At 68.5% G+C, this 17,888-nt stretch carries 14 protein-coding genes; 3 read left to right on the top strand and 11 right to left on the bottom strand.

The genetic code is table 11. The features are described 5' to 3' along the window. Positions 1-92 precede the first annotated feature (92 nt). The 3 genes from AB0F61_RS20645 to acs all read right to left on the bottom strand — a co-directional run bounded on the left by AB0F61_RS20645 (position 93) and on the right by acs (position 7,914). Positions 93-2,543 carry an immune inhibitor A domain-containing protein gene (locus tag AB0F61_RS20645; protein WP_357812166.1) on the bottom strand — a complete coding sequence of 817 codons (2,451 nt, stop codon included), beginning with the start codon at positions 2,541-2,543 and terminating at the stop codon, positions 93-95. A gap of 343 nt (positions 2,544-2,886) precedes the next feature. Continuing rightward, positions 2,887-5,682 (bottom strand): immune inhibitor A domain-containing protein, encoded by a 2,796-nt coding sequence (locus AB0F61_RS20650; RefSeq protein ID WP_357811974.1) that lies wholly within the window; start codon positions 5,680-5,682, stop codon positions 2,887-2,889. A 267-nt stretch (positions 5,683-5,949) separates the two neighbouring features. Next, on the bottom strand, positions 5,950-7,914 hold the full coding sequence (acs, locus tag AB0F61_RS20655; RefSeq protein WP_357811976.1) for an acetate--CoA ligase: 1,965 nt from the start codon (positions 7,912-7,914) through the stop codon (positions 5,950-5,952). Between the two features lie 230 nt (positions 7,915-8,144). Here acs and AB0F61_RS20660 point away from each other — a divergent pair, with 230 nt between their 5' ends. Beyond that, positions 8,145-8,891, top strand: a complete 747-nt coding sequence (locus tag AB0F61_RS20660) for an oxidoreductase (protein WP_357811978.1) — start codon at positions 8,145-8,147, stop codon at positions 8,889-8,891. A gap of 6 nt (positions 8,892-8,897) precedes the next feature. Here AB0F61_RS20660 and AB0F61_RS20665 read toward each other — a convergent pair whose 3' ends face one another. The 4 genes from AB0F61_RS20665 to AB0F61_RS20680 all read right to left on the bottom strand — a co-directional run bounded on the left by AB0F61_RS20665 (position 8,898) and on the right by AB0F61_RS20680 (position 12,654). After that, positions 8,898-9,530 (bottom strand): TetR/AcrR family transcriptional regulator, encoded by a 633-nt coding sequence (locus AB0F61_RS20665; RefSeq protein WP_357811980.1) that lies wholly within the window; start codon positions 9,528-9,530, stop codon positions 8,898-8,900. Then, on the bottom strand, positions 9,425-10,789 hold the full coding sequence (locus AB0F61_RS20670) for a methyltransferase (RefSeq protein WP_357811982.1): 1,365 nt from the start codon (positions 10,787-10,789) through the stop codon (positions 9,425-9,427). Before AB0F61_RS20670 ends, AB0F61_RS20665 begins: the two co-directional genes overlap by 106 nt. Then, positions 10,786-11,682: a hypothetical protein gene (locus AB0F61_RS20675; protein ID WP_357811984.1), complete on the bottom strand. Its 897-nt coding sequence runs from the start codon at positions 11,680-11,682 to the stop codon at positions 10,786-10,788. The genes AB0F61_RS20670 and AB0F61_RS20675 overlap by 4 nt, the downstream gene beginning before the upstream one ends. A gap of 168 nt (positions 11,683-11,850) precedes the next feature. Further along, positions 11,851-12,654 carry an HAD-IB family hydrolase gene (locus AB0F61_RS20680; protein WP_357811986.1) on the bottom strand — a complete coding sequence of 268 codons (804 nt, stop codon included), beginning with the start codon at positions 12,652-12,654 and terminating at the stop codon, positions 11,851-11,853. Between the two features lie 671 nt (positions 12,655-13,325). Between AB0F61_RS20680 and amcA the strand changes: the two genes are divergently transcribed. Then, positions 13,326-13,568: a multiple cyclophane-containing RiPP AmcA gene (gene amcA / locus AB0F61_RS20685; RefSeq protein ID WP_357811988.1), complete on the top strand. Its 243-nt coding sequence runs from the start codon at positions 13,326-13,328 to the stop codon at positions 13,566-13,568. Between the two features lie 97 nt (positions 13,569-13,665). Next, entirely contained in the window at positions 13,666-14,439 is a 774-nt protein-coding gene (locus AB0F61_RS20690) for a hypothetical protein (RefSeq protein WP_357811990.1), read from the top strand. 148 nt (positions 14,440-14,587) lie between these two features. On the opposite strand, the gene AB0F61_RS20695 is transcribed toward AB0F61_RS20690, so the two are convergent. The 4 genes from AB0F61_RS20695 to AB0F61_RS20710 all read right to left on the bottom strand — a co-directional run. Next, positions 14,588-15,436: a DNA adenine methylase gene (locus tag AB0F61_RS20695; RefSeq protein WP_357811992.1), complete on the bottom strand. Its 849-nt coding sequence runs from the start codon at positions 15,434-15,436 to the stop codon at positions 14,588-14,590. A 417-nt stretch (positions 15,437-15,853) separates the two neighbouring features. Next, positions 15,854-16,285: a hypothetical protein gene (locus AB0F61_RS20700; RefSeq protein ID WP_357811994.1), complete on the bottom strand. Its 432-nt coding sequence runs from the start codon at positions 16,283-16,285 to the stop codon at positions 15,854-15,856. A 138-nt stretch (positions 16,286-16,423) separates the two neighbouring features. Next, positions 16,424-16,612, bottom strand: a complete 189-nt coding sequence (locus AB0F61_RS20705) for a hypothetical protein (RefSeq protein ID WP_357811996.1) — start codon at positions 16,610-16,612, stop codon at positions 16,424-16,426. Between the two features lie 380 nt (positions 16,613-16,992). Continuing rightward, on the bottom strand, positions 16,993-17,888 hold an 896-nt coding region (locus AB0F61_RS20710; RefSeq protein WP_357811998.1), incomplete at its 5' end, for a hypothetical protein.

A 17,888-nucleotide genomic window follows, 5' to 3' on the forward strand; every position in this document is an offset into this window, starting at 1 on the left:
ACCTGCTCGACGGCGACGTGATCCGCTGGCAGTTCGCCGAGGGCCCCGACGAGCGCCTGCCCGGGCGCCGCTGGGTGGTGCGGGATCGTCGGTCAGAAGATCCGGATCTTCATCGAGGTGCCGTTCTGCTCCAGAACCTTGATCTTGACACCGGTCGCGGGGAGCTTGACGCCGTGGTTCGGCAGCTCCTCGTAGAAGTACTGCTTGGTGTCGTCGAACAGGGGCTGCGCAGCCTCACCGCTGATGTACTGCGGCTGGCTGTTGAGACGCAGGGTGAACGAGTCGGCCTTCTTGAGGCTGAACGGCGCGTCGTAGACCTGGACCCGGGCCCGCCACGGAGCACCGGTCAGGTTGTAGATCGGCTCCGGGTGCGCGTCGATGTACAGGTTGCGACCCTCGCCCGGGTGACCACCCGGGTTGGACTGCGACGCCGGGGCGGTGTTGTTGTCCGACCAGCGGGTGTTCCAGTACGAGATGAGCAGGCCCTCCTGGTACGCGTAGTGGTCCACCCAGTCGGGGCGGGTGTTCGCGTAGCCGAAGAAGTACGGGCCGGTCTTCAGGTACTTGTCGTACGAGACGTACGACCGGTTGCCGGCGATGTAGTAGTTGTCGAACAGCCGGGTGTACGTCGCACCGACCACCTGGAAGTCGTCCAGGGCCCAGCCGGCGTCGGTCTCGGCGCCGTCACTGAACACGGTCTGACCGTCGGCGGTCACGGTGATCGCGTCACCGAAGAAACCACCCTCGGAGACACCACCGTCGGTGACGTAGTGCAGGCGAACCTGCGCCGCCTTGCCGGCGACCGCGGTCAGCGGGATGTTGATGTCGACCCAGGTGCCCTCGCTGCTGCCGGAGAGGGCCGGGCGGCCGTCGCCGTCGACGCCGATCGGCTTGCCGTTGGCCGTGCCGTTCAGGTCGATCCAGTTCTGGCCACCATCGGTCGACGCCTCGAAGTAGAGGTAGTCGTAGTTGGCTTCGATGCTGTACTTGCCCTTGAGCGACAGCGCCGCGGAGGATTTGCCGGTGAGGTCGAACGTCCTCGTCATCGAGCTGTCGAGGCTGTCCTCGTTACCGGAGAAGTACTGCTTGGAGCCCTCGACAGGGGCACCGTAGTTGAAGGTGTACTCCCGCTGGGGCAGCACCACCACGGCGGCCTGTTTCTTGTCCGAGTTGTACTCCTGTGGGCCGAGATCCAGCTTCTTGTCCTGGCCCGCCACGAACACCTTGTAGTCGAGCCAGCCGAGCTGGAGCTTGTTCCACGCGCCGAGGTCGCCGCCCCGGTCACCGATGGCCGGGTCGTTCTTGGCACCGAGCCGGCTCTGGGCCATCAGGGTCCAGTGCTCGTTGTTGTTGTCCGCGGGTCCGTAGTCGTCCGGCAGGCCCAGGTCGTGGCCGTACTCGTGGTAGAAGACGCTGCGGCCGCCGTTTTCCGGCTGGATCGTGTAGTCGCGGATCCAGACGCCGGTGTTGCCGATCTGGGTACCGCCGTTGATGTTGTTGGGCGGGCCGACCGGCGAGCTGTTGTAGGCCGACCAGCGGTGGCTCCAGATGGCGTCCTCACCCTGCTGCGGGTCACCGTCGGCCTGGTCGCCACCGGAGTGGACGATCTGGAAGTGGTCGATGTAGCCGTCCGACTCGTTGAAGTCGCCGTCACCGTCGTAGTCGAACCGGTCCCACTGGTCGAAGGACCGCATCTCCTCGGCGATCTGCGCGTCCGTCCGGCCCTTGGCCTTCTGGTCGGCGACCCACTGGTTGGCGGCGTCGCGGACCAGCGCCCAGGTGTTCGAGCAGACGTTGTCGGCGCAGACGGCCAGGTCGTCCCGCGGGTCCGGATCCTCGCCCGGATCCGGGTCCGGGATCGGGTCGTCGGAGCGACCGTAACGGGCCTCGTTGTACCGGACCTTGACCCAGTCGGTCACCTCACCGTCGACGGTGTAGCGACCCGAGGACTGCGCCTCGTAGTACTGCTTGAGCGACTCGTCGCCCGGGTTGGTGCCGAAGTAGACCTGGCGGTAGTGCTCCGGGCTGAAGTCCGGCTGCCAGATGGTGGAGTTGTCCACGGCCCGGTTGGGCGCGGGGATCTTGTTGTGCAGCGGTCCCTGGAACGTCGTCGGCCCGGCGATGTCCGGGTTCATGTCCTTGTCCGGGTAGGACGGGTGCCGCTCGTCACCGAACTCCGCCAGGATCACGAAGATCTTGTCGGTCCGCTCACGCTCCAGCTCGACGTACTGATCCTGGGTGGCCTGAGCGCCGGCGGCGGAGCGCGCGTTGGCGTTGGCGGCAGGCTTGCCGACCTCGCCGACCTTGACGACCGTGCTGCCGTTGCGCTCGATCGGCTTGCTACGACCGCTCAGCACGTCGCTGAGACCCTGCTCGCGTAGGGCGCGGCGCTTTTCCTCGAGCTTGTCGGGGAGCTCATCCTTCAGTGCCTGCGGTTCGGCAGCGGCGGGTGCTGCTACCGGCAGTTTGGGCTGAGGCGCCGCCGAGGCGGACGGGCCGAAAGCCAGGCCTGTCGCCGTCAGTGAGAGCCCGAGCAGACCCACTGCGACTTTGCGCACGTGGTACCTCCGGTGTGAGGGAACCGGCCCCACGGGGGTACGGGCCGGTGGGAGATCGATCCCACGAGTGGGACCAAGGGTGAACATAGTTACTGCTGGGACGGGTGGGAAGACGAACGCGTCGATTTGTTGCAAGATTTTGTTAGGAATGCGTTCCGCCGTCACACCCCCAGCGCTTCACCAGCCACATTGACCTGCGGCGGGCTGATCGTGCCGGTCCGCAACGACATATCTCGATCAACCTGATCGATGTACGACAGTGGGGCCGGAGGCGTCTCCGCCACCGGCCCCACCAAACCGCTGTTATCGGTTACCGCTCAGCAGATCGTCACTTCTTCGCCGGGGTGACGAAGATCGTCGCGGACGAGTTGTCCTTCGCGGCCTTCTTGATGGTGAGCGACACGCCGTAGTTCACGCCCGCGTCACCGGGGTTACCGGTGCCCAGCACGATCGCGCCACCGCCCAGGGTCACGCCGTAGAACTCCGGCGCCGGGCTGCCGTCCGGGTGGGTGACCCGGGTGGTGTACGGCGCGTTGTTCCGCGACGGAACGACCACCGACGCGTCGTTGTCCCGGGCGTACGCGGCCCCGTCGCGCATCTCGATGCCCGGGTACCAGGTCTTGGCATCGGTGAAGGACTTCACCGGCGCCTGCGCCTTGAACTTGGTGCAGTACGCGCTGTACGGCTCGTCCGCCGCCTCCAGGCACTCCGTGAAGGGGTACGTCTTCTGGAGCGTGAAGGCCGCGTTCGCCGACTGCGGGCGGCTGGGCAGGTTGTCCGTCACCGACGGGTCCTTCACTGCCGCCTCGCCCGTGCGGCGGTACGGGTCGAAGTGCGAGTCGACGATGAGCAACCCGCCCTTCGCGCCGTAGCTGGGCAGCGCGGTCATCTGCCCGGTGACGTGGTTGACGTCGCCGAGCGCGCTGTCCCGGTACCACACCAGCATGCCCGGCGCGTTGTACGAGATCCGGTCGACCTTCCACGCGTCGTGCGAGTAGATCGTGTCGTACGCGTACTTCAGGCCCTTGTCGAAGCCGTCGAAGTTGCGCCACTCGGCGAGGTAGAACTGGGCGTGCACCTCGGTGCCGCTGGAGACCCTCCAGCCCCCGCCGGTGGTGTCGACGAAGGTGCCGACGGTGGCCGTCCAACCGTTGGCGCCGCCCTCGACGTCGTCACTCCAGGTGGTGGCGCCGCCGCCGGTGACAGCGAAGTCGTCCACGAACCAGTTGCGCTCCTGGAACGCCTCGTCGGTGGCCTGGCGCAGTCGCAGCTGCACTGTCGTCCCGGCGTACGCCGACAGGTCGACGTAGTCGTGGCGCCAGCCGTCGGTGCTGCCGGTCAGGCCGTACTTCTTGCCACCGAAGTCGTTCATCCGGCCGTTCGGGTCGGCGTAGCCGTCCGGCGTGGTGACCACGGTGCCGGCCTCGTCGTACACCTTCTGCTCGGTCCAGGTCGTACCGCCGTCGGTGGAGAGCTCGACGAAGCCGTAGTCCCAGTCCTCCTCGATGATGTAGTTGTTCCACATCCAGAACTTCGAGTCGGCTGCCGCCGGCACGTTGACCGAGCGGCTCAGCTTGACGTCGGCCCACTCCTGGTCGTTGTTGCTGTGCCACATCTTGGTGCCGCTGTGCGGGGTGGCCAGCGTCGTCACCTTGTCCGGCAGGTCGACCTTGATGCCGTCCTCGGAGTCGATCGGGGTGCGCGACGTCTGGCCGAGCTTCACCTCGCGCGGGTTCGACCCGGGGCGGATGGTCAGCGGGTCGGCCCAACCGAGCACCCACTTGTCCCAGATGCCCATGTGGGTGGGCAGCGCCTGGAAGATCTCACCCGAGTGCGAGCCCGAGGCCATCAGGTCCCAGAAGTCCACGTCGGAGTCGGCGTTGCCGGACGTGTCGTAGAGGTCCGGCAGGCCCAGGTCGTGGCCGAACTCGTGAGCGAAGACGCCGACGCCGGCGTCCTCCGGCTGCACGATGTAGTTCGACGCCTTCAGGTTGGTGCCCGGGATGGTGTAGCCACCGGCGACCGTCGAGGAGTGCGCCCACACGGCGTAGACGCCCTCGGCGCCGCCACCGCGGGACTTGCCCTGCCCGGCGTGCACCAGCACGAGGTGGTCGATCACGCCGTCCGGCTCGTAGACGTTTCCGTCACCGTCGCGGTCGGCCTGGTCCTCGATGTCGTAGTCGGCCCACGGGAAGGCGGGGTCCTTCGCGGCGAGCGCGTCGATCGCGTCGGTCGCCAGCCGGCCCGCGCCGGCCGGGTTGTCCGGGTGACCGTTCATCGACTGCTCACGGCCGGCGACCCAGGCGCCGGTCTCGTCCTGGAAGCAGCGGTTGGCCGCGTACCAGCCCTCGGAGTGCGGCACGGTGATCCACGGGCTGGACTGCCCGTCCACCGTGTACGCGTTCTTGGACATCTCCAGGTACATGTTGTGCATCGTGCGACCGGAGAGGTCGATGCCCTTCTTGCCGTCCGGGCCCCTCAGGTCGGTGCGGACCCGCTCGGTGATGCCCGTCTTGCTGTACAGCATCTTGTTGTAGTGCGACGGCGAGAAGTCCGGCACCCACATCGAGTTGTTGTCCTCGTGCGGCAGCCGTGACGGGTCCGGGATCTTGTTGTGCTTCGGCCCGTTCTGCACGGTGCCGGGCACGCAGGTGCGGTCCTCGAACACCGTCTTCGGGACCATCACGCCGGTGAAGTCGTCGTTGGCCTTGTCGTTGAACTCGACAAGCAGCGTCAACAGCTTCGCCGTCTGCGTGGTCGGCGCCTTCTTGAACTTGCGGGGGTTCTGACCGGTCTTGAGCGACTTGGCCTCGTCCTTGGCCAGTTGCCGCGCGGTCACCGGGTTGCCCCGAGCGTGCTTCTGGTCGAACTCGCGCGCGGACTCCATGGCAGGGGTGTAGACGCCACCCTTGCCCTTCACCTCGCGGCCGGTGGTGTCCGGCTGCACCTCGGGCTCGGCGTAGTTGATGTAGTGCTCATCCGCGCCGATCACCGCCCGGGGCGTCGGGGACGCCGTCTGGGCCGCCGCGCTGCCCGTCACGGTCAGTGACGTGGCCGCGAGGGCGATGGCGGGCAGTGCGACGAGTAGTCGTCGCCGCGACCCGGACTGTGGTTTGTGGTTCATGCCGCTCCATTTCTCGGGCATGGGGAGGAGGACGCTGGACTCTCCGACCATCGATGTGACGAGTGTCGAATTGTTCCAACCTGCGTGAACCTAAATCACAACCGGCCGAAAGGACAGAGGTGACCCACCGTCTTGGCCGTTCAGCTTCTCCTGGCTCCCCCGACCGACCGATGTGACAGCGGCGGTACGGCGCGGTCGTACCCCGTAAGAAATGACGGAGGGTGGCGGCCCGCACGGACCGCCACCCTCCGGTGTGTACGCCTGCCGTCAGTCCTCGTCGGACTTGGCCCCACTCATCCCCGACGAGATCAGCTCCATCACCGAGGAATCCTGCAACGTGGTCACGTCACCGAGCGACCGGTTCTCCGCCACGTCGCGCAGCAACCGGCGCATGATCTTGCCGGAGCGGGTCTTCGGCAACTCCGCCACCAGCATGATCTGCCGCGGCTTGGCGATCGGCCCGAGCGTCTTCGAGACGTGGTTGCGCAGCTCGGCGATGAGCTGCTCACCCGCGTCGCCGGCGATGTCGGTGCTGCCCCGCGGGATGGCGAACGCGACGATGGCCTGCCCGGTGGTCGGGTCGGTCGCGCCCACCACCGCCGCCTCGGCCACCGACGGGTGCGACACCAACGCCGACTCCACCTCGGTGGTCGAGATGTTGTGCCCGGACACCAGCATCACGTCGTCGACCCGGCCGAGCAGCCAGATGTGCCCGTCGTCGTCCTTCTTCGCCCCGTCACCGGCGAAGTACATGCCGTCGAACCGGCTCCAGTAGGTCTCGATGAACCGGTTGTCGTCACCCCAGATGGTGCGCAGCATCGACGGCCACGGCTCACGCAGCACCAGGTAGCCGCCGCCACCGTTCGGCACCGACTGGCCCTGGTCGTCCACCACGTCGGCCACGATGCCCGGCAGCGGGGCCATCGCCGACCCCGGCTTGGTCGCGGTCACCCCCGGCAACGGGGAGATCATGATGGCGCCCGTCTCGGTCTGCCACCAGGTGTCGACGATGGGCAGCGCGCCGCCGCCGATGAACTCCCTGTACCACATCCAGGCCTCGGGGTTGATCGGCTCGCCGACGCTGCCGAGCAGCCGCAGCGACGACAGGTCGTGCCCGGCCGGGATGTCCTCGCCCCACTTCATCATCGTGCGGATCAGCGTCGGAGCGGTGTACAGGATGCTGACCTTGTACTTCTCGACGATGTCCCAGAACCGGCCCTTGTGCGGGGTGTCCGGGGTGCCCTCGTACATCACCTGGGTGGCGCCGTTGGAGAGCGGGCCGTACACGATGTAGGAGTGGCCGGTGACCCAGCCGATGTCGGCGGTGCACCAGTAGACGTCCGTCTCCGGCTTCAGGTCGAAGACCGCGTGCGTCGTGTACGACGCCTGCGTCAGGTAACCGCCGGTGGTGTGCAGGATGCCCTTCGGGCGGGCCGTGGTGCCGCTGGTGTAGAGGATGAACAGCGGGTGCTCGGCGTCGAACGGCTGCGCGGTGTGCTCGGCCGACGCGGTCTCCACCGTCTCGTGCCACCAGTGGTCCTTCGCCGACCAGGCCACGTCCTCACCGGTACGGCGGACCACCAGCACGTGCTCCACCGACGGGCAGCTCGCCACCGCCTCGTCCACCGTCGGCTTCAGCGCCGACGGCTTCCCCCGCCGGTAGCCACCATCAGCGGTGATCACCACCTTGGCGCTGGCGTCCTGGATCCGGTTGCTCAGCGAGTCGGCGGAGAAGCCGCCGAAGACCACGCTGTGTGCCGCGCCGATCCGGGCGCAGGCCAACATCGCGACAGCCGCCTCCGGGATCATCGGCAGGTAGATCGCCACCCGGTCGCCGGCTGTGACACCCAGCTCGGTGAGCGTGTTCGCCGCCCGGCAGGTCAGCTCGTGCAGGTCGGCGTACGTGATGGTCCGGGTGTCACCCGGCTCGCCCTCCCAGTGGATGGCGACCTTGTCGCCCCGGCCCGCCTCGACGTGCCGGTCCAGGCAGTTGTACGCCACGTTGAGCTGCCCACCGACGAACCACTTCGCGAACGGCGGGTTCGACCAGTCGAGCACCTCGTCCCACTTCTTCGACCAGGCCAGCCGGTCGGCCTGCTCCGCCCAGAACGCGAGGCGGTCGGTGTCGGCCTGCGCGTACGCGTCGACTGTGACATTGGCGTGCGCGGCGAGTTCGGCCGGCGGGGGGAACTGGCGCGTCTCGTTCAGCAGATTGGCCAATGCCTCGCTCATGCCGTGACTCCTCGTCCTCGGGTGACCTGCGTCTCGCTGGGCACGAGGGTAGTCCCGGGTCCTCCGGCCGGCGACCACTGCCCGCCCCGGTCGCGCCGAGCGGCCCCCGCCGCGCGCCCGACGGCCGTCGCCGCGGGGCCGGCCTGAACGGGGCGCCGGGCCGGGTGGCCCGGGTCGCGCCGCGGCCGGGTGCGGCCCGCCGGGCCGGCCCGGGTCGCTAGCGTGGCGGGGTGACCACCGACCCGCTCGCGCCCCTGCTCGCGCTCGCCGACATCGCCGCCGCCGTCGAGCGTGCCCGCGAACGGTTCGACAAGGCGCTCGGGCATCGTGCGCTGCGCCGGCACGGTGGACAGGTCGCCGCCGAGGTGAGCCTCCGCTCGGCGGTGGCCAGCGCCGCCCTCGAGGGGGCCGGGCACGACCGCGAGGCGGTCCGTGCCGGCACCGTCACCGATCCGGTGCTCCAGGGGGCGCTGCGGGTCGCCGGGGCGCTGCCCGGCCTCAGTGAGCTCTGGCCGAAGGCCCCACGGCAGGCTCTCGCGAGACTGCACGTGCTCGCCGCCCGGGACGTGGTGCCCGAGGCCGAGTTGGGCCGCCCGGTGGCCGACCCGGTGGTCGCCGCCCGGCTGGACGGTCTGTCCGGGCTGGTCGCCGGCGGCACCACTGTCTCGCCGCTGGTGCTCGCCGCCGTGGTCCACGGCGAGTTGCTCAACCTGCGCCCGTTCGCCGGGCCGTCCGGCGTGGTGGCCCGTGGCGCCGCGCGGCTGGTGCTGCTCGCCAGCGGCCTCGACCCGCGCGGGCTGCTCGCCGTCGACGTCGGGCACCGCGAGCGGGAACCCGAGTACGTCGGCTCGGCCGGCGCCTTCGCCACCGGCACCCCGGACGGGCTGCGCTCGTGGTTGCGCCACTACATGGCGGCGGTCGAGGTCGGCGCCGACCAGCTCACCACCATCGGCGACGAGATCCTCGCCGCTGCTTGAGTGCTGTCACTCCCGCCGTACCGCGCGGTTGACCTTGGCTTGCAGCGCTCGGCGGGCGATCGGCCCGAGGTCGTCGACGATCTCCAGCAGCAGCGCGAGCTGGTCGAGCGCGGCCATCGCCTGGTCGGCGCCCGCCCGGTCCACCCCGTCGTAGAGTTCCAGCCCGACGAACGCGGCCGACACCGCGCGGGCCAGGCCGGGCACGTCGGCCACCTCGGCGAACGGTGACCCGGCGAGCAGCCTGCGCAGGACGGCCTCGATCTCGTCCACCCAGAGCTGGAGCGCCGCGGCCGTCGGCGCGGCCATCCGCTGGTCCGCCTGTGCCCCCGCCAGCATCTGGGCCAGGAAGGTGACGTTGCCGAGCTGGCGTTCCTCGTCGTGCAGCGCCCGCCCGACCGCGAGCAGTTCGCGCAGCGACCCGGCCGAGGCCAACCGTGCCGACCAGTGCTCGACCCGTTCGGCCGTGCTGGCCCGGCAGGCCGCCGTGAGCAGGTCGTCGACAGTGCCGAAGTGGTAGAAGACCAGCGCCTGGTTCACCCCGGCGGCGGCGGCGATGGTACGGGCGGAGACGCCGGCGATGCCGTGCTCCCGGATGGCGGCGATGGTGCCGTCGAGGAGGCGCTGTTTGGTGTTGGACATGGCTCTCCTCGCAGGCGGGCCGGGTGCGGCGGTGCGATCATCGCATCGGTGACCAGTTGGGCGAGCCAGGCGGCCCCGGGCAGTCGTAGGGTCCAGCCGACCACCGCCCAGCCGAGGTGGACGTGTTCGAGTCCGCGGGCGACGGCGGCCACCCCCCGTTCCGTGTGACCGTCGCCGCCCACGTACTCCGCCCGCCACAGCACGCGCTCGTGTTCCCGGGCGGGTCGGATCCGCAGCCCGACCGGGTGCCGCCGGGCCAGCATCCGCCAGGTGGTCGCGCAGGGCCCGCAGTCGTCGTCCAGCCAGAGCACCGCCGGTGGCCCGGCGGAGTAGGGCCGCCAGCGAGGCCACCAGTCGCGCACCTGCTCCCGGTACGACCGCCAGGGGGCGCCGTAGCGCACCCGTAGATCGTGGTGCTCGTGCGGCCCGGCCACCGCCGCTCCGAACGTTCCCGCCGACACCGCCGCGAGGGCCAGGGTGACGCTCCGGGTGACCACGGCGGTGAACAGCAGCATCACCACCGCGGTGAACTGCATCGGGTTGGCCAGGTAGGCGTACGGGCCGGTGGTGACCAGACGACGCGGCGGGTCCCACGGGTACGGCGTGCCGCCGCCCCGGCCGGCGAACTCGGCGACGGCGGCCAGCGCCGGCGTGGTCGCCAGCAGGGCCACCTGCGCCACCACCAGCAGCCCGGTGTGGTTCAGTTCGGTCAGCCCGGCCCACGACCCGTCGCCCAGTTCGAAGGCCAGGGTGGGCAGGAACCAGAGCAGCAGGACGGCGAAGAGTCCGACCTGCAGGAGTGCCCGCGCGCCCAGGTGCCGGCGGTCGGCGCAGAGCCGACCGAGCAGTTGGGCGGGCAGGGCCACCAAAAGCAGCCCGACCACCTCCCCGACGAGCCAGTGCGGGCCGAGGCGGACCAGCGGGTGCAGCGCCGGCATCGCCACCGCGTCGACCCAGAGCAGCAGACCCAGCGCGACCGGCAGCGGCAGCACCCGGCGCAGCAGCACCGGCAGCGGACCCCAGAGGACGGCCCAGCCGATCCACAGGTCCACAGGCATCCCCCGGAACGCGCCGTCGACAGGCGTGAACGCGTACCAGCCGGTCCGGCGGGCGACCTCGTGCAGCGCGGCGATGCCGATCCCGGCCGCGACGAACGCCAACAGCCCCGCCGCCCGGGAAGCCTGGTCCCGTACCCGGCCCCCGACGGCGAGCACGGCGACAAGCGGCAGCGCCAGGCTCAGCCAGCGGGCGACGGTCACTCCAACGCCAGCATGTCGAGCAGGTGCCCGACCCCGGCACCGAGCAGCACCTGCTGCACCGGCCCGAAGTACCAGGACGGGTCCAGGCCCCGGGCGTAGTCGACCTGGACCCGGACCTCGGTGTGCCCCGGATCGATCGCCCGCCAGCTCAGCTCCGCGTGCCGCCAGGTGAACCAGCGCGCGGTGATGGAGCTGTCCTCGACGAAGCGGAAGCCGACCCGCCCCGGTGCGACGTCGTCCACCTCGGCGAGCAGGTGGCCCCCCGGGCCGTGCGCGCTGCCGTGGTAGCCGAACATCCACCGGTCGCCGAGGCTGAGCCCGTCGCCACTGACCTGCCCCGGTGTGGGCACGCCCAGCAGCCGCAGCGGGGCGGAACGAACGGTGGTCGGCCGGGGGCCGGCGGCGAGGTGCTCGGCCACCCGGTCGATGGGGAGACCGACGACCCGGGTCACCTCGACGGTCTGCTCCGGGTCGACCCGGCCGGCGAGGCCACTGCCCTCCAGGCCGGGCAGGAGCAGCAGCGGCACGGCGACGAACACGTACGGCCGGTTGGCCTCCCGCAGGGCACGGATCAGCGCGGTGGTGCCGTGGGCCACGGCGTAGACCAGCGGGGCGGCCAGGAGGACGCAGACCGCGCCCTCGTGCAGCACCACCGCCGCCAGCAGCAGCGCCATCGTGGTGGCCGCGAAGACCCTGCCGTGGGCCGTCTGGCGGGGGGTGAGCGCGAGGGCGGCGGCCAGCAGCACCGGGAGCGCCACGAAGAGCACGGCGCTGTCGCCCCGGCCCTGGTCGATCACCCCGACGAAGACGACAAGCCCGAAGAGTGTGATCAGGCCGGCCAGGATCCAGTTCGCGGTCGTCCGCTCCGCCTGCGGTTCCTCGTCATGAGTCATCTGACCTCCCCGTTTGAGCGAACGCTTAAACGGAGCATACGGCTGTTTGAGCGAGTGCTCAAACAGGTGGTCAGGAGGAAGCGGCGCGGTGCAGGTGACGAGGGCCGCACTTACAACGGCCCGGTGGAGCGCGCCGGGACGAGGGAAGGATCGCGTAGCCCGGACCGGTCAGGCGGTGGCGGCGGCCCGGGTCCGGCGATGCCGGCCATACCAGGCGATACCGATGGCCACGCCCACCCCGACCCCCAGGGCCGCGGCGGCCACCGGGACGGCGGGTCGTTCCCGCAGGCGGCGGCCCAGCGGGATCGGGTGCCGGAACTCCAGCACCGGCCATGCGTTCTCCGAGGCCAGCTTGCGCAACTGTCGGTCCGGGTTGACCACACTCGGGTGACCGACGCACTCCAGCAGCGGTCGATCGCTGTACGAGTCGGAGTAGGCGTACGAATCGGCCAGGTCGTAACCCCGGGCGGCGGCCAACTCACCGACCGCCTCGACCTTGCTCGGCCCGGCCGCGTAGAACTCGACCTCGCCGCTGTACCGGCCGTCCCGAACCGCCATCCGGGTGGCGATCACGTCGGTGACCCCGAGTAACTCGCCGATTGGCCGGACCATCTCCTCGCCGGACGCCGACACCAGCACCACGTCCCGCCCGGCGGCCTGGTGCTCCGCGATCAGGACAGCGGCTTCGGCGTACACATAGGGGTTGATCAGCTCGTGCAGTGTTTCCGCGACGATCTGGCGGACCTGCTCCACCTGCCAGCCCTTGCAGAGCGCAGCCAGGTAGTCCCGTGTTCGGGCCATGGTCTGCTCGTCGGTGCCGCCCAGCCGGAACATCAGCTGCGCGTACGCCGACTTGACCACGTCACGCCGGGTGATCAGCCCGTCCCGGTAGAACGGCCTACCGAACGCCAGGGCGCTCGACTTGGCGATGACGGTCTTGTCCAGATCGAAGAAAGCGGCACTTCGGCCCACGGCGCGAAAGTCTAGCCGGATGGTCTATCGTCGGCGGGTGCCCGGGGTCAGGCCACCCTCCAGACCTGCGGGCTCGCACCATCAATCCCGCTCCGCGTGATCACGCTCACACTCCGCGAGGAGATTTTCGCAGTGAGTGGGGTCGACACCACTCGACGTGACGGGCCCGCTCAGGCAGACTTGTCCGTACGACGAGCTTTCACATCCCCGAAACAGACAAAGACCCTCAGCGGTTGCACCCCCCGTGGCCGCTGAGTGGTTCGGCTCGACCCCCCCGGAGCCGAACCTTCGACGACCCCCGTCTCCCCCCGACGGGGGTCGTCCCTTTGTGGGGAGCGCTCCCGGCCGGGTGAATGCGGGTGTCCCGGCTCAGCCGAGCGAGGTGAGGCCGCGCCGCTGGCGCAGCTCGTCGACAAGAAGCGGCGGCAGCCGCACGCCGACTCTTCGGGTGTGCGCCCGCAGCACGATCCCAACCGTGGGTCACCGCGGCCACCTGGGCGACGTACAAGAACCCTCGATCAAGGTCAACCGCCTCCCCAGGATGGCCGCGGTTGCGTCGGCGGCTCGCGGCCGGTGGCTGGTTGCGGTGACGAGTCATCCCGCCCGGGCGATGGCAGACGGGATGGCTCCGGCTCCTTCAGGTCATTAACATGAATGCTGAAGGAGTCCACATGAGACGAGTTCCGGCGAGTGTGCAGCCATGTCCTGAGCAGGTCGGGGAAGAAGCCACGGACCCGGTTGTCGAACGGGTCCGTGAGGTCGCCGTTGGTCTCGCTGCCCTGCTTCACGAAGCCGAGGCCGCGCGCCGACTCCGGGCGGAGGTGTCGCACGGCGATCCCAGCAGCGCCGTCTGCGCCTGGAACCACTTCGAGAACATCCCGACTTTCTACAACTGGAACAACCGACCTCGCTGAGGCGTCGCAGCGTCTTTGCTGCTCAGGTCAACGGCCCCAGACCGCCCAATTTGGCTCACCTTCCGCCAACGCTCTTTCAACGTTTATGGAGGTATGGGTGGCTGCGCCACTGAGAGACCGTCCGCTCACTGACGTGGAGTTTGAGAGGCTGCGACTGATTCTGAGCACCTTCCGAGATGGAAGTGGACAGGTCCTGGTCAGGTCAACGGGTAAATCAATGCCCGGCTTCCGGGACTTCGAACGAGCTACGGCTGTTGTCTGCGGAGGGGAAACAGCCGAGGACAAAGGAATCTTCGACGTGCTCGTTCCCACCTCTGGGTGGTTGCCCTACGGTATTTCCTGCAAAATGACGGTGGTTCAGCCGGCAGTCAACAGTTCAAGCTTCATGGAGCTTTCCAACTCCGCGAAGAAGTTTGCGGACGAGTTTCGGCGGTTGGATATTGACTGGACGCGAGATCCAGCGGCCGCGGGCTTGGCAACAGTTCGGCTTGTGACGAGTTGGCACAGAGCGCTGGCAGGCGAAGTTGACCTGGAAGGAAGCCGTTTTTTCGTCCTGTCGCACGACAGGCAGTGGCGAACCTTCCAGGTCCTGGTATTCCCTCTCGACCTTGAGCTGGCGGACCCTCTGCGAGAGGTGATGTGGTGCGTCGAAGGTCGGGCTTCGCCGAGCTCTATTGCTGGGTACATCGACGTCGACGGTCGTCGGCATCGACTGTGGCAGCTTTTTCCGAATTCGGGCGGGCAGCTCAAGTACTACCCACCGCTTGGCTGGGCTGACTGGATCTCGCCACCATTCCGGCTGGAGCAGCCACCTGTTCGGACGCTGCAGGAGCGAGCCCAGGATTACTTTCCAGGCCTCTGGCGGAGCTGACAGAAATCCCTGATGCGCCCGCCGGGAGGGCGCAACGGAGACAGGACCTCCGGCGAGGGTGAGGTGTGCCTCGCCGGAGGTCCTGCATCGGGTCCTGGCAGCCAACTCAGCTCTTGTTCGCGTAGCTGGCGCTGCCGTTATCGCGGAGCTAGCGCTTCACCCAGAGCATTTCCATCCGGACGGCGGCTTTTTCGACCTTGGGCGGCTTCACTCGGATTTCTTTCCAGCCGTCGCGAAGTGTTTCACTGTACAACTCGTTTTCGTATCCGCTCAGTACTACCGGCCCAGGATGTGCCGCCAGCACCTCAAGCATCTCGACATGCTCTTGCTCCGTCATCTCCTGCCCGTACATCTTCTGGGTGCGAGTTGACGGCAGGTAGGGTGGGTCGGCGTAGATCAGGCAATCAGCCGCCGCAAAGCGCTTCATCACGTCCAGGGCTGGCCTGTTTTCAATCTCGGCGTCAGCTAGTCTCCAGGCCAACTCAGTCAGCTCCGCGGGAACTCGCTGCCAGCGGACCGACATTCCGCGCGCTCGCTGACGCACTCCGCGATTCTTCCAGCCGGTCTTCTTCGCCAAGTCGCTTGCGTGGGCTTGCCAAATTCGAACAACGAAGCGCCGAGCGTCTTCGATCGAATCCCCTGTCGGGATATGCGAAACCGCGTATTCGTCTCTAGCCCAGGGAGTGGTTTCAAGCGCCCAACAAAGCTTGTCGGTCTCGTCACGCAGAACCCGAAAAAAGTTTACGAGAGTGCTGTTGGAGTCATTCAGGAGCTCGTGCGGAGATGGATCCTTGGTGAAGAAGACGGCCCCGCTGCCAAAGTAGGGCTCGACGTAGTGATAGTGCGCACCGAAGTGACTAACGATCTCCTGCGCAATTGACCACTTCGACCCTGGGTAGCGCAGAGCAGCACTGCGTCGGGCAACTGAACCCCCTGCAACCGCAGCGAGCGGAAGCAAGCCGTCGACCTCAACCGCTTCGCCGTCTTGCACCGTCATACTTCCTCCTGGGTCTTTGCTGGTACGAGGGTAGTCCAGTCAAGGTGGGCAGCTCCGGCCGGTGGGCGAGCAGGTCCAAGATCAAGGGGGTGGCCGCGCTCACAGCTCACCCGGGCCGAGGCGGCAAGAAGGCAGCATATGCGCTGATACGGCTTGGGCCGATGCGGCTCGTGGACTGGGCGCCCGCCGAACACGAGGGCGACAAGCTGCTCTTCATCTTCGATGGCGGATCACTCGGCGCGGAGCGGGAGCGTGACATCCGCCTCGCGGATGGCGAACCGACCGAGTGGTCCTATGCGATTGCAGAATCCCTGGGGCAGCAACGGCCCGCACCGACTCGCCCGCAGGATCCGCACCGCGTTCGCAGCGCGCGCTACCGGCATGTCCGCGTACGCGGAACACGGCAGGGAGCCGCGCCTACGGGTAGTCCAGGGGATCGAGGTTCACGTACTCGCCGAACGGCTCGATGGATCCGTCCCAACCGTTCCAACCCTGTTGGGTCACTTGCCCGTCGGCATAGGTGTACGACCAGCGGGCACCGTCCTCACCCTCGATGTGGACGGTGCCCGAGCGAACGAACGGCGCGATCGCGACGTAGAAGGCAGTGGCCTGGTCCGACCATTTGGGGTCACCCTCGTCGTCGTACCCGAACTCGATCCAGTCTCCGTCGCGGATGATCGAGGCTCTGGCCGCCTCCCCCAACTCGGCAAGCGTGTCAATCGACGCAGAACCGTCCGCCGGGTACCAACCAGCTCGTCCAGCCATGGCGGCCTGGGCGGCGGCGGCCGCAGCGGCGTCATCCGACTCCTGGAGGTTCAGACGGCCGGAAGGCCTCACCACGTAACCCACGGCGGGCACCCTACAACCGGCGGGCACGTAGCGCATCGACCGCGGTTCTCGTACGACATGGGCCGAACACACCACTGAGGATCGAGATCGCGTACCAGGGGGAAGGTTCGTCGGCGTGGGCTGGCTCGGCGGCACACGTCAACCCCGCCCCGACACGGCGAAGGTGTCCAGGGCACCGCTTCGCCAGCGTCCGTCGGTATCCAGCAGATGCCGCATCGCCCCGTCACTGATACCGAGGGAGACACCGGCCACCCAGGCGTGCCGGGTGGCCGCGAACAGCAACGGCACGGCGACCGCGACGCCAGTCGCCCATCGACCCACGGTCACTGAGTGACAAGACAATCCGGTACGGGTGTGCGCCCTGCTGCACGAGACGCAGGCGCCCCGACTGCCGCGCTGCCAGCCCCTCTCGGCAGGCCAGGTCGGGCGAACGTGGCAAGTCTTCGGAAGAGCGGTCCGGGTGGGCGCTTCAAGCCGTAGGGCTGCGGCTCATTCGCACAATCATGACGAACATCCACATTGGCTAAGAAACCGGCATATGCCGGTAAACCGACATCGCGGCGCTAATCAGTCAAATACGCTGCATCTCGCCTGGGAGTAGCGGTAAGTCATTGCGAAGTAGCTCTGGGTGTGTCCGGAGTGGCTCTGGAGGGGTCATGAGTAACGACCGACGGCTGCAGCGCGCCCTGAAGCATGGCCGCGCCGCTTCAGGACTGAGCTCTGCCCTGCTGGTAGTCGGGATGACGAGCATGCCCGCGGCCGCAGCGCAACCCGAGGAAGCGACATCCTCTGCCCGGGACGTGCACATCGGTACGCCCGGTCCGCTTGGACAGTACGGCGGGTGGCCGTTGTCCTGGTCGACCGTTCGCCAGGACGGCGGCGGACCTGACTCGTCGGACCAGCACCCTGACACGCCAACGGACTGTGGTCCGCAGGGGTGGCAGGGGCCGTGGGGTGGACACGACGAGGGCAAGCAGCCGAAGCCGGACTACCCGCACGACTCGCATGGCTCCAAGGGCACTAAAGGCCCCCAAGGCGACACCGGCGCTCAGGGTGCGCAGGGTGACGCGGGCGCACAAGGTTTCCAGGGTGCCCGGGGCGACACCGGCGCTCAAGGGGCGCAGGGCGACACCGGCGCTCAAGGGGCGCAGGGCGACACCGGCGCTCAAGGCGCGCAGGGCGACGCGGGTGCTCAAGGCGCGCAGGGCGACGTCGGCGCTCAAGGCACCCAAGGTGCCCAGGGCGAGGCCGGTGTTCAGGGCGCTCAAGGTTTTCAAGGTGCGCAGGGCGATGCCGGCGCTCAGGGTGCTCAGGGCGAGGCCGGTGTTCAGGGCGCTCAAGGTTTCCAGGGCGCGCAGGGCGCCACCGGGGCTCAAGGCGAGGCGGGCGTTCAGGGTGCCCAAGGTGCTCGGGGCGAGGTCGGCGCGCAGGGTGCTCAAGGTTTCCAGGGTGTTCAGGGTGAGGTAGGCGCTCAGGGCGAGGCGGGGGTTCAGGGCGCTCAAGGTGCTGAGGGTGACGCCGGTGTTCAGGGCGTTCAGGGTTTTCAAGGTGCGCAGGGCGAGGTGGGCGCTCAGGGTGCGCAAGGCGGCACCGGCGTTCAGGG

The organism is Micromonospora sp. NPDC023888 (genome assembly GCF_040639415.1).
Taxonomy (GTDB): domain Bacteria; phylum Actinomycetota; class Actinomycetes; order Mycobacteriales; family Micromonosporaceae; genus Micromonospora.